This window comes from Sphingomonas sp. Sphisp66, assembly GCF_047324325.1.
Lineage (GTDB): Bacteria > Pseudomonadota > Alphaproteobacteria > Sphingomonadales > Sphingomonadaceae > Sphingomonas.
The window spans coordinates 4654594-4667105 of record NZ_CP168508.1; the positions used below are offsets into that span (position 1 = coordinate 4654594).

9 protein-coding genes are annotated in these 12512 nt (G+C 68.5%); 5 read left to right on the top strand and 4 right to left on the bottom strand.

Features of this window, described 5'->3' with window-relative positions; all coding sequences use genetic code 11:
- Positions 1-20 precede the first annotated feature (20 nt).
- Positions 21-2066, top strand: coding sequence for a TonB-dependent receptor (locus ACEN8G_RS21480; RefSeq protein ID WP_413415710.1), 2046 nt, complete (start codon positions 21-23; stop codon positions 2064-2066).
- A 3-nt stretch (positions 2067-2069) separates the two neighbouring features.
- Here ACEN8G_RS21480 and ACEN8G_RS21485 read toward each other — a convergent pair whose 3' ends face one another.
- Positions 2070-3164, bottom strand: a complete 1095-nt coding sequence (locus ACEN8G_RS21485) for a glycosyltransferase (protein ID WP_413415708.1) — start codon at positions 3162-3164, stop codon at positions 2070-2072.
- A 190-nt stretch (positions 3165-3354) separates the two neighbouring features.
- Between ACEN8G_RS21485 and ACEN8G_RS21490 the strand changes: the two genes are divergently transcribed.
- From ACEN8G_RS21490 to ACEN8G_RS21500, 3 genes are read left to right on the top strand one after another with little or no spacing between them, the layout of a single operon-like run.
- Positions 3355-4287: a hypothetical protein gene (locus tag ACEN8G_RS21490; protein ID WP_413415707.1), complete on the top strand. Its 933-nt coding sequence runs from the start codon at positions 3355-3357 to the stop codon at positions 4285-4287.
- Positions 4284-4802 carry a DUF2141 domain-containing protein gene (locus tag ACEN8G_RS21495; protein WP_413415706.1) on the top strand — a complete coding sequence of 173 codons (519 nt, stop codon included), beginning with the start codon at positions 4284-4286 and terminating at the stop codon, positions 4800-4802. Before ACEN8G_RS21490 ends, ACEN8G_RS21495 begins: the two co-directional genes overlap by 4 nt.
- A gap of 12 nt (positions 4803-4814) precedes the next feature.
- Positions 4815-6014 carry a glycosyltransferase gene (locus ACEN8G_RS21500; RefSeq protein ID WP_413415705.1) on the top strand — a complete coding sequence of 400 codons (1200 nt, stop codon included), beginning with the start codon at positions 4815-4817 and terminating at the stop codon, positions 6012-6014.
- Here ACEN8G_RS21500 and ACEN8G_RS21505 read toward each other — a convergent pair.
- Entirely contained in the window at positions 5951-7501 is a 1551-nt protein-coding gene (locus ACEN8G_RS21505; RefSeq protein ID WP_413415704.1) for an ArnT family glycosyltransferase, read from the bottom strand. The genes ACEN8G_RS21500 and ACEN8G_RS21505 overlap by 64 nt on opposite strands.
- A 163-nt stretch (positions 7502-7664) precedes the next feature.
- Between ACEN8G_RS21505 and ACEN8G_RS21510 the strand changes: the two genes are divergently transcribed.
- Positions 7665-9284 (top strand): alkaline phosphatase D family protein, encoded by a 1620-nt coding sequence (locus ACEN8G_RS21510; protein WP_413415703.1) that lies wholly within the window; start codon positions 7665-7667, stop codon positions 9282-9284.
- Positions 9285-9327: 43 nt separating this feature from the next.
- On the opposite strand, the gene ACEN8G_RS21515 is transcribed toward ACEN8G_RS21510, so the two are convergent.
- Both ACEN8G_RS21515 and pepN read right to left on the bottom strand, forming a co-directional pair.
- The gene (locus tag ACEN8G_RS21515; protein WP_413415702.1) at positions 9328-9807 is read right to left on the bottom strand and encodes a methylated-DNA--[protein]-cysteine S-methyltransferase; all 480 of its coding nucleotides are present in this window, start codon (positions 9805-9807) and stop codon (positions 9328-9330) included.
- A gap of 71 nt (positions 9808-9878) precedes the next feature.
- The gene (gene pepN, locus ACEN8G_RS21520) at positions 9879-12482 is read right to left on the bottom strand and encodes an aminopeptidase N (protein WP_413415701.1); all 2604 of its coding nucleotides are present in this window, start codon (positions 12480-12482) and stop codon (positions 9879-9881) included.
- Positions 12483-12512 lie beyond the last annotated feature (30 nt).

Genomic DNA, 12512 nt, shown 5'->3' on the forward strand with positions numbered 1-12512 from the left:
CCCTGAAGGGGAGGGGCTTTATGTTCTTGGCTGCCATTGCCTTCTTCCCGCTCCCGGCCTTCGCGCAGGAGCAGGACCCGGACGAGATCGTGGTCAACGGCCGCGGGCTCGAGGCGCCGCCGGGCGAAGCCGCCTATGACGTGGTGACGATCGACCGCGACCGGATCGCCGGCACCGCCAGCGGTCGGCTGGAGGATGCGCTGCGCGACGCCGCCGGCCTCGCCCAGTTCCGCCGTTCCGATTCGCGCTCGGCGCATCCGACCTCGCAGGGGATCACCTTGCGCGGGCTCGGCGGCAACGCCTCCAGCCGCGCGCTGGTGCTGCTCGACGGCGTGCCCCAGGCCGACCCGTTCGGCGGCTGGGTCGCCTTTCCCGCCTATCTGCCAAATCGGCTCGCCGGAGCCCGAATCGTCCGCGGCGGCGGCAGCGGCTATGCCGGGCCGGGCGCGCTTGCCGGCACGATCGAGCTGGAGAGCGGCGGCCCTGCGCAGCTCGGGGCGCTGGCGCTCGACGCGCTCTATGGCAGCCGCGACAGCGTAGACCTGTCGGGCGTCGGCGCGGCGAGGCTCGGCCGCGGCTTCGTCACGCTTGCCGGCCAATATGCGCGGGGCGACGGCTTCACCCCGATCGTCGAGGCGGATCGCGGGCCCGCCGATCGCCCCGCACCCTATGAGCAGGCGGCGGTCGCGGTCCGCGCCGTCACCGATCTCGGCGGTGCTGTCGAGCTCCAGGCCAATCTCTCCGCCTTCACCGATCATCGCGACCGCGGCGTCGATTTCACCAAGGTGAAGAGCGAAGGCGCCGATGCCAGCCTGCGCCTCGTCGGGCGCGGCCGCTGGGGCTGGTCGGCGCTCGCCTATCTCCAGACTCGTGGTTTCGCCTCGGGCTTTGCCAGCGTCAACGACACGCGCAGTGCGGCGACCGCCACGCTCGATCAATATGCCGTGCCCGCCACCGGGATCGGCGCACGCATCGAAGTCGCGCCACCCATTGGCGGCGGGGTGACGCTCCGGCTTGGCAGTGACCTGCGCCGCGTCTCGGGGCGGACCGAGGAGCTGTTCACCTATGTCGCCGGCTTGCCGACGCGGCGTCGTGTCGCTGGGGGCGAGAGCCTGACGGTCGGCGGCTTTGCCGATGCCAGCTATGAGAGCGGGCCGCTGACGCTCAGCCTGGGCGGGCGGCTCGATCATTGGAGCATCTCCAACGGATCGTTGCGGGAGACCTCGCTCGCCCTGGGACCGGTGCTCACCGACAGCCGCTTCCCGGACCGCGGCGGCACGGAGGCGACCGGCCGCGCCGGGGCCGCCTATCGGCTCGGGCAGGTGACGCTGCGCGCCGCCGCCTATCGCGGCTGGCGGTTGCCGACGCTCAACGAGCTCTATCGGCCCTTCCGCGCCGGCGCCGACGCGACCGCCGCCAATGCCGCGCTCGATCCCGAACGGCTGACCGGCGCCGAGATCGGCGCGGACTGGCGGCCTGCGCCGTCGCTTACCTTCCGCGCGACCGGCTATTGGAACCGGCTGGACGGCGCGATCGCCAATGTCACCCTGGCGCAGGGGCCGGGGACGTTCCCGGGCGTGGGCTTTGTCTCGGCAGCGGGCTTCTATCGCCAGCGGCAGAATCTCGATGGGGTGACGGCGAAGGGCGTCGAGCTGGACGGGCGCTGGGTGGCGGGCGCGTTCAGCCTCGGTGCCTCCTATGCCTTCATCGATTCGCGCGTCTCCGCCTCGGGCGCGTCCGCCGGGCTCGACGGGCTGCGTCCCGCCCAGACCGCGCGCCACCAGGCTAGCGCCACGCTTGGCTGGACGCATGGCGATGCCGGCGCCTCGCTCACTGCGCGCTATGCCGGGCCGCAGTTCGAGGACGACCAGAACGCGCGGGTGCTGAAAGGCGCCTTCACCCTCGACGCCACCGCCGCGCTGCCGATCACGCGCGGCCTGGCGCTGCAGGCGCGGGCGGAGAATATCTTCGATGCCGAGGTGCAGGCGGGGATCAGCGGCCCGGGTGTGGTCGAACGGGCGTTGCCGCGGACCTTGTGGCTTGGTGCGCGGCTGCGGCTGCGGTGATGGCTATCTGGTCCGCTGACTGACGACCCGGTCGAACAGCGCGAGATATTCGGCGATCGGGTCGCCGCTGACCGTGACCGGCGCAGGCCGCACCGCATCTGGCGCCAGCCAATGGTTCAGCGCTGCGACTAGTCCGTCGGCGTCCTCGCGGTCGATCACCGTCCCAAGATCGGGTGAATGGACGATCTCGCGCACCGCGACGCTCGATTCGGTCGAGACGACCGGCGTTCCCACCGACAGCGCCTCGCGCAGCACGCCGGGCACGCCTTCATAGTCGGAGGTCAGCACCGCGACTGCCGCGCCCCTGAGCGCGGGCAGGGGATCGCCGGCATGGCCGGGCATCGTCACGCGGTCGCTCAGCCCCAGCGCCGCGACCCGCGCTTCCAGCTGCGCCCGGGCGCTGCCTTCGCCGAGGATCAGCAGCTTCACCTGCCGGTCGGCGAGGCGGGGCAGGGCGGCGAGCAGCCGGTCCCAGCGCTTCTGCGGCTCGAGCCGGCCGACGCCGATCAGATAGCGCCCGTCGGGGAGTGCCACCGGCGCCGCCTCCGCGATGACCGAGGCGGGCGGATTGGCGATCACGCTCACGCGGTCCGGCGGCATGCGCATCTCGGCGACCGCTTCGGCGGCCATTGCCGGCGTCATCGCGACGACATGGTCGAGGAAGCGCGGATGCAGCCGCAGCCAGCGGCGATAGCGCCACGCGGCGCCCGGCGAGAGCTCGGGGCGGACCAGCGCGTTGGAAACCTTGGCGACGATCGGCGGGCTGCGCCGGCCGAGCCGCAGCCGCGTGGCGGCGGCGATGCCGCTGTAATGATTGCCCGCGCAGAAGATCAGATCAGGGCGAACATCGCGCACATGCGATGCCAGGCCGAGCAGCGCCGAATAGCGGGCATCGTTCAGCTCCATCAGATTGATTCCATTAGGTATTTCTGATGCGAGCGGCCCTTCTCGGCTGCCCAGAACCAGCGTTACCCGGCGCCCTTCACGCAACCAGCCGGCGGCCATGCGCAGCATCGCCCGTTCCACCCCGCCGCCCTGCAGGCGCTGGGCATAGGTGAGGATGTGCTGGGCGGACTCGTTTTGTGTGCAGTGCAACATAGACCTTGCGAATTGCCACTCTTACGCCCAAATCGCCCCCGCAATAAACCGTATTCTGCTGTCACCAGCCATTTTCGCGTCGTGTGAACTGGGGGCTGCAAAGCCGCATGGCGCCGGTAAGATACTGTAATACGCCCGTTATTTGGGCAGCGGATACGAATCAGTGAACGAACCCAGTCTGGAGGCTTCGGTGAACACGAGCGTTGTCGAGGCCGTCCCCCTGCCGGGCGCGCCCGATCTTGCGGGCCTGGAGCCCGTCGAAAAGATCAAGCGTCGCTGGCCGGCACTGGTCGGAGGCGCGCTCACGCTGCTGATGATCGTGGCGCTCGGCCGCGAGCTGTTCGGCTCGGGGCTGGCGGGTCTGTATCGCACCCTGCCGACCAACCCGCTCTTCTACTTGGTCTTCGCGCTCTATTATGTCGGGCCGCCGACCTTCGACTACATCATCTTCAAGCGCCTCTGGCAGATCCCGCTCGCCGGGCTCGCCGCGCTCCACAAGAAGCGCATCTCGAACGAAGTGCTGTTCGGCTATTCGGGCGAGGCCTATTTCTACGCCTGGGCCCGCCAGCGCACCCAGATGGTCGCCGCCCCCTTCGGCGCGGTGAAGGACGTGATGATCCTGTCGGCGATCGCCGGCAACGCGATCACCTTCGTAATGATGATCGTCGGCCTGCCGCTCTATCTCGGGCTGGTGCCGCCGCAATGGAAGCTGGCGGTGATCGGCTCGGTCGCGGTTCTGGCGCTGATGTCGCTGCCGTTCCTGCTCTTCTCGAAGCGCGTCTTCTCGCTGCCCCGCCGCGAGCTGTGGTGGGTGTTCATGGTCCACTGCATCCGTATCCTCACCGGATCGCTGCTCGTCGCCATCGCCTGGCACCTGGCGATGCCGGGCGTGTCGATCGGCGTGTGGCTTATGATGGCCGCTGGCCGCCTGCTGGTCTGGCGCCTGCCGCTGGTGCCGAGCAAGGAAGCCGCCTTCGCCGCGATCACCGGCGTGGTGATCGGCCAGGGATCGGCGATGTCCGAGCTGATGGCGCTGATCGCCGGCCTCACGCTTCTCGCCCATGTCACGCTGATCGGAGGGTTCAGCGTCCAGGCCCTGCTCACGAGGAACAAGCAGCAATGATCCGTGCCCTGACCGCCAGCACCGCCGCAGCGCTCGCCTTTGTCGCGAGCCCGGCCGCCGCGCAGCAGGATCCGGTCGACGGTACCTGCGCGATCCCCGGCGGCGCGCGCCTCTATGTCAACGTCACCGGCCTCAAGGACCGGATCGGCCGGCTGAAGGTCGAGCTCTATCCGCCCAACGAGGAAGACTTCCTGCGCGACGACACCTCGCTCAAGCGCGAGGGCAAGCCGTTCCGCCGCGTCTGGGCGTCGGTGCCGCAATCGGGCCCGGTGCGCATCTGCATCCGCGCGCCCAGCGCCGGCACCTGGGCGGTGCTGTTCACCCACGACCGCGACGGCAAGAACAAGTTCAACTTCTGGGAGGACGGCGCCGGCTTCGCCAGCAACCAGAAGCTCGGCCGCAGCCGGCCCAAGGTGCGCCAGGCCCTGGTCAATGTCGGCGCGGGTGGTGGACAGATCACGATCAAGGCCCAATATCTGCGCGGCCTGGGCGGCTTCGGTCCGCTCGACGACTGAGGAGGCGCCTGCATGCGCATCGTCGACGTCAACGAGTTCTACTCGCCGACCGGCGGGGGCGTCCGTACCTATCTCGACCGCAAGATGGGCATCATGGCCGATATGGGCCATGAGCTGACCGTGATCGCTCCGGCGCTCGAATCGAGCGTCGAGGAGCGTCCCGGCGGCGGCCGCGTCATCTGGGTCAAGGCGCCGCCGCTGATCCTGGACCGCAACTACGGCATCTTCGTCAAGGACGAGCCGGTCTGGAACCTGCTCGACGAACTGCAGCCCGACATCGTCGAGACCAGCTCGCCCTGGCTGCCGGGCTGGACCGTGGCACGGTGGAAGGGCGATGCGGTGAAGGTCTTCTTCGCGCATGGCGACAATATCGGCGCCTATCCGCAGCGCTGGCTCGACAGTGTGGCGACGCCGATCCAGGTCGAGCAGGCCTTCGCCTGGTACACGCGCTACATGAACAACTTCCTCCAGCATTACGATGCGTTCGTTACCAACGGCCCGGCGCTCGCCAAGCGCTTCCGCCGCCGCGGCATGACGGTCCACGCCTCGATGCCGCTGGGGATCGAGCGGCAATGGTTCTCGCCCGACCTGCGCGACGAGAAGCTCCGCGTGGCGCTGTTGGCGCAGCTCGGCCTGCCGCCCGAGGGGCATCTGCTGCTTGGGCTCGGCCGCCACCACAAGGAGAAGCGCTGGCCGCTGGTGATCGACGCGGTCGAAGCGGCGGCGAACGACCTGCCTGTGGGCCTGATGCTGATCGGCGACGGCCCGCAGCGCCGCCAGCTCGAGGAGCGGATCGCCGGCAGCCCGCACATCAAGATCTTCCGGCCGGTCTATGACCGGGTGCGCTTCTCGCGGATCATGGCGAGCTGCGACGCGCTGATCCATGGCTCGGATGCCGAGCCGTTCGGGCTGGTCGCATCGGAGGCGCTCGCCTCGGGCCTGCCGCTGATCGGGCCTGACGAGGGCGGGTTCGCCGAGATCGCCGATCCGCTGTTCGCCGAAACCTATCGCGCGCGCGATGCCTATTCGGCGGCCGATGCGATCCGCCGCATGTTCGGCCGCGAGCAGAGCATCCTGCGCAACGCCGCGCGCATCGCCGCGGGCAAGGTGCGCAGCGACGCCGATCACGCCGCCGAGCTCATGGCCTATTACGAGGGCTTGCTCGAGGCGAAGCGCGGCGCCGCCGGCTTGGTGGCGGCCGGCAGCTCGTAGACCGAGATGTAGAGGTCGCCGAGCGGCCAGCGGCCGCGCAGGCGATAGCCCATCTCCTCCATCCGCTGCACCGCCAGCCGGTGCGAGTCCATGCGCTCGCCATAATAGGTCGGGCGCATCACAACGATCTCGGGCCGCTGGGTGAAGATGCGGTTGATCTCCTCCAGCTGGTCGACGCCCAGCGCGCCATTCTCCCGCTCGCGCGAAAGGTGGCTCGGGAAGATCCACGGCGTCACCGTGCAGCGCCCGGTATAGCTGTAGAGGATGGCGTTGCCCGAATAGACGTACATGCAGCCGCTGCCGTGGCCGATGCCCTCGGCCAGTGCCTCGAGCTGCTCGGCATTGCCGCGATGCCACTTGGCGCTCCACGCGGTGTATTCGCCGCCCAGCCCGGCCGCGAGCAGCATCACAGGGGTCAGCCATTTGCGGCCGAACTCGGTGCCGCCCAGATAGCCGGCGCAGCACAGGCTCGCCGGGACCAGCACAGGCAGGGCATAATGGTTGAACCAGCTGCCGAACACGAGCAGGCCGATGACCGCGGCGATCAGCCAGCCGAAGAACAGGGCGCGCACCGGATGCTCGCTCGGATCCTTCACCGGCACGTGGCGCGACAGGCCCGAGACGATCAGCAGCAGCCCCAGGATCAGTGCGATCTTGAGGAAGGCGCGCAGCAGCACCATGGGCGGATCGCTGAGCCGATCGACGATCGAGCCGAAATTGGCGTAGAACCAGGGCTCGCCATGCCCCATCAGGATGAAGACGGCCCAGACGGCGAGCGTCGGCAGCCACACCGCCGACGCCCATAGGCCGCCACGGCGCAGGACATGGGCGATGCTGGTGCCGAGCCGGATCTCGCGCCACATCAGCCACAGGCCGAGGAACATCGCCTCGAACACCACCGAATATTTGACCTGCATCGCCACGCCGACGATCAGCATGGCCAGCGTGCCGCGATGGATGCGGCGGCGGTCGCCGCTCTCGTCGCTCGGGCTCGGCACGACGAGCAGGAACGCCCAGGCCATCAGCAGATTGTAGAAGACCGGCGCCTGGCCGCCCTGGCCGTCGGCGAAGTTGATCATGAACAGGTAGAGCAGCGCCACGGTCAGAGCGCCGCGTCCCCAGCCTGCCTTCTCGGCCAGCCGCGCGATCAGCAGCGCGGTGCCGACCACGGCCGCCAATGCCATCGCCTGGTAGATCCAGATCCCCGCCGGCACGCCGAAGGCGGCAGGCAGCAGATAGATCAGGAACAGGCCGACGGGCTTGCGGTCCCACACATCGACGAAGGGCACCGCGCCGTGCAGCATCTGCTGCGCCGTGACGAAGTAGAACTCCTCATCGACATGGACCACGGGGTTGCCGAAGGTCAGCGCGCGGACCGCGATGGCGACGAGCAGCAGGATCGACCAGCGCGGCAGCGCGGCGACGACTGCGGTGAGATCGGTCAGGCGAGTCGTCCGGCTCCCCAGCACTTCGGACTTGCTTGCCATCAGGAGCGCGGAGCCCCGGGCGGAAGGTGATGCGGCATGAAGTTGGACAGGGCCTTGTTGCGTGCGACTGCAGGCGTGCTTAGCGTCCATGGCGCGCGCTGTCACGAACTCGACACGTGGCGGCGGCAAGGCTTGCGGCGAAATAGCTTGGGAACGCCTCAAAATGACACTGCGCATCGATCGCCGCTCGCTCATCCTCACCGGCACGCTGGGCCTGGGCGCGCTCGCCATCCCCGGCTTCTCCTTCGCCCAGGCGCTGGCCAGCGGCTTCACCCATTCGGTCGCCAGCGGCGAGCCGGGGCCGGACACGATGCTGCTATGGACGCGCTACGTTCCCGCCGACCGCGGCGCGGTGAAGGTGAAGGCCGAGATCTCGAAGACCGAGGATTTCGCCAGGATCGTCTCGGGCGGCGAGCAGATCACCGGCCCGTGGCGCGATCATACCGCCAAGATCACCGTCGAGGGGCTCGAGCCGGGCACCAATTACTTCTACCGCTTCGTCGCGCCCGACGGCAGCTTCTCGCCGGTCGGCCGCACCAAGACGCTGCCGGTCGGCAATGTCGGCAAGTACGGCATCGCGATCTTCTCCTGCTCGAACATGCCCTATGGCTATTTCAACGCCTATGGCCATGCCGCGGCGCGGGGCGACATCGACCTGTGGCTGCACCTGGGCGACTATCTCTATGAATATGCCGCCGGCGGGTATGCGCCCGAGAGCGGCCCGGTCGGCGGGCGGGTGCCCGAGCCGGCGGGTGAGATCATCCACCTCGCCGATTACCGCCTGCGCTATGCCAGCTATCGCAGCGATCCGGACCTGCAGGAGCTGCACCGGGTCAAGCCGATGCTGGCGCAGATGGACGATCACGAATCGGCCAACAACAGCCGCGAGATGAGCGCGCAGAACAACCAGCCGGGCGAGGGCGACTGGAACGACCGCCGCGCCGCCGCGCTCCAGGCGTACAAGGAATGGATGCCGGTCTCGGAGACGCCTTGGGGCAGCTATGACGTGGGCAGCCTCGCCACGCTGTTCCGCACCGAGAGCCGCCTGCTCTATCGCAGCGACGAGCCCGAGCTCGCCCCGCTCTTCGCCTCGGCCGATGCGCAGAAGGCGCTGGTCGCGTTCCGCGACGGCGCGCTGCAGGATCCGGCGCGCACCATGCTTGGCACCGAGCAGGAGGCGTGGCTCGGCCATGCGCTGAAGAAGTCGACCCGCGCCGGCCAGAAGTGGCAGCTGGTCAATTTCGGCACGATCATGGGCAAGCAGAACATCCCTGCCCAGGCGACGGACTGGCTCAAGCCCAATGCCTCCGCGCGGACCAAGGCCTATGTCCAGGCGGGCGTGATGGCGAGCAAGCTCGGCATCCCCTCGGACCTCGACAATTGGGGCGGCTTCCCGGCGGCGCGGGCGCGCTTCCTGAAGTCGGCCCAGGCAGCCGGCGCCAATCTCCTCGTGCTGTGCGGCGACAGCCACAATGCGTGGGCGTTCGATCTGGGCCAGGACGGCAAGCCGGCCGGCGTCGAGTTCGCCGGGCACAGCGTCTCTTCGCCGGGCTATGAGCAGGCGGTGGGCGCCGATCCGAAGGTGGTGGCCGCCGCGCTCGTCGCCGCCAGCCCCGAGCTGAAATGGTGCGACACCAGCCGCCGCGGCTACATGGCGCTGACGCTCACCCCGGAAAAGGCGAGCAACGACTGGGTGATGATGGACACGATCGCCCAGCGCGCGCTCAAGGCCAGCGTGGGGCATACCGCGGTGGTGACGCGCGGGCGGAATGTGATGGCCTAGTTCAAATTCCTCCCCGAGCTTGTCTCGGGGAGGAATTTTGCGTTCAGCCCTGCTCCAGCCCGAGCAGATATTCCTTCGCCGCCAGGCCTCCCGCGAATCCGGTGAGCTTGCCGGTCGAGCCGATCACCCGGTGGCAGGGCGCGACGATCGAGATCGGGTTGCGGCCATTGGCGGCGCCCACCGCGCGCGAGGCCCTGGGGCGCCCGAGCTTGAGCGCGATCTCGCCATAGGAGCGCGTCTCGCCGAACGGGATGGCGAGCAGCTCGGCCCAGACCGATTTCTGGAAATCGGTGCCGCGAAAATCGAGCGGCAGCTCGAAGCGGGTGCGGGTGCCGGCGAAATATTCGCGCAGCTGCGTCTCGGCGGCGGCTAGAACCGGGTGGGCGGCGTCCTCCTGCGTGGCGCCGAGCTTCACCCGGTCGGGCGAATCATTCTCCCACAGGATCGCGACGAGCCCCTTGTCACTGGCGACGAGAGTGAGTTCGCCGACGGGCGAGGCGATGGTCTTGATCGACAGGGTCATGTGTCTCTCCTTGCCCTGCCGATATGGCGCACGCCGGGCCGCACTGCTTCCCGGCGCTTGCCACCAAAGCGTCAGTCCAGCGACTTCGACGCTTGCTCGAACATGTCCTTGCTCAGCCCCGGCGTCGCGACGATCCGCTCGAGCTCGTCGCGCATCCGGGCGGCGCGGGCGGCGTCGAACCGCTTCCAGCGGCCGAGCGGCGGCACCAGCTTGGCCGCGGTCTGTGGGTTGAGGCGATCCAGCGCGATCAGCTGGTCCGCGACGAAGCGGTAGCCGCGGCCCGAAATGTCGTGGAACGCGCGCTGGTTGACGCTGAACGCGCCGATCAGCGCGCGGGCGCGGTTCGGGTTGGCGAGGGTGAAGTCCTTGTGCCCGGCCAGCGCCTCGACCGCCTGGGCGGTATCGTCGCGCGCCGACAGCGCCTGGGTCTGGAACCATTTGTCGAGCACCAGCGCATTGCCCTGGTAGCGATCGTAAAAGGCCGAGAGCGCCGCCTCGCGCCTGTCCGACACGCCGTTGACCAGGGTGCTGAGCGCGCCCTGGCGGTCGGTCATGTTGTCCGCCGCCTCGAACTGGCCGAACGCGATCTCCGCCGCATCGTCCGCGCCGCTCGCCGCGATATAGCCGAGCGCGACGTTCTTCAGACGCCGCGCGCCCTTGGCCGCGGGCGAATATTCGAAGCGATTGGCCTGGGCGCCGTCATAGGCCGCGCGCCATTCGCCGGCGAGCGCCTTGCCCAGCTCGGCCCGCAGCGCTTCGCGCGCCGCGAAGATCGCGTCGGGATCGACCACCACCATCTGGTCGCCGATGAAGCTGTCCGAGGGTAGCAGCACCGCCTCGGCGACGAATGCCTTGTCGAGCGCGGCATCGGCCAGCGTGTTGCGCACCGCCTCGATCACCGCGTCATGCGCGCCCTTGCCGCTGGTCACCGCGGCGACCAGCGTGTCGAGCATCAGCTGCTGCATCGCCTCGTAGCGGGCGAAGGGATCGTCGTCATGCGCCGAGAGGAAGGCGAGGTCCTTGGCAGTCCGGTTGGTCTCGACGATCACCGGGGCGGAGAAGCCGCGGTTGATCGACAGCACCGGCGGCTCGGACAGGTTCTCGAACACCATCTCCTGCGCGGCGTCCTTGAGCAGCATCAGCTGCTCGTCGCACATCGGGCGGCCGGTATAGCTGCCGAACAGCTTGACCTTGAGCGGTAGCACCATCGGCTCCTTGACCGGCTGGCCCGGCGTGGGCGGCACGGTCTGGGCGAGCTTGAGGCGGGCGCGCCCGCCTTCCTGGCTCAGATTGGCCGAGACGCGCGGCGTGCCCGCCTGGCTGTACCAGCGGCGGAACTGGGTGAGATCGACGCCGCCGGCCTCTTCCATGCAGCGCACGAAATCCTCGCAGGTCGCCGCCGTGCCGTCGAACTTGTCGAAATAGAGGTCGGTCGCCGCGCGGAACTTCTGCGGGCCGAGGATGGTCGACATCATCCGGATCACTTCGGCGCCCTTGTTATAGATGGTCGCCGTGTAGAAGTTCGAGATCTCGATATATTCGTCGGGGCGCACCGGATGCGCGAGCGGGCCGCTATCCTCGGGGAACTGCGAGGCGCGCAGCCCGCGGACATCCTCGATCCGCTTGACTGCCTTGCTGCCCTGGTCGCCCGAGAAGCTCTGGTCGCGGAAGACGGTGAAGCCTTCCTTGAGGCTGAGCTGGAACCAGTCGCGGCAAGTGACGCGGTTGCCCGACCAGTTGTGGAAATACTCGTGCGCGACCACCGCGGCGATCGCGTCATAGTCGTAATCGGTCGCGGTATCGGGGTCGGCGAGGATGTAGCGGCTGTTGAAGACGTTCAGCCCCTTGTTCTCCATCGCGCCGAAATTGAAATCGTCCACCGCGACGATGTTGAACACGTCGAGATCATATTCACGGCCATAGACGTTCTCGTCCCACGCCATCGACAGCTTGAGCGCGTGCAGCGCGTGATCGGTCTTGGCCAGATCGGCTTCGCGCACCCAGATGCCGAGATCGACCTTGCGGCCGCTCATCGTGGTGAAGCTGCCCTTGTTCGCCACCAGGTCGCCGGCGACCAGCGCGAACAGATAGCTCGGCTTGGGGAAGGGATCGTGCCACTCGGCCCAGTGGCGGCCATCCCCGGCATCGCCCCCCTCACAATCTCCTTGGGCGATCGGATCGCCATTGGCCAGCAGCACCGGGAAGCGCGCCTTGTCGCCGGTCATCCGCACCTTGTACCTCGACAGCACGTCGGGCCGGTCCGGGAAGAAGGTGATGCGGCGGAAGCCCTCGGCCTCGCACTGGGTGCAGAGCATGCCCGACGAGGCATAAAGCCCCTGCAGCTGGGTGTTGCGCTCGGGCGGGATCGTGACGACCGTCTCGATCTCATGGGCCGTGCCGGTGAGCGGGATCACCAGGTCGGGCCCGTCCATCGTCCAGCCCTGCGCCTCGGCACCGTCGACCCGCACCGATTCCGCTGCAAGCGCGTCGCCGTTCAGCACCAGCGGGCGATCATGCGTGCCGTTGCGCTCGACCTTGAGCGTCGCGCGGACCTTGGTGGCGGTGGGATCGAGATCGAAGTCGAGCGCGATCTCGGGGACCAGCCAGTCGGGCGCGCGATAATCCTCGCGGCGAGTGATCTGCGGAGTCTGCGGAGCGATGCGTGCGTCTGCCATGATGCCTCGGATATAGGGGCAAGTGTTAAG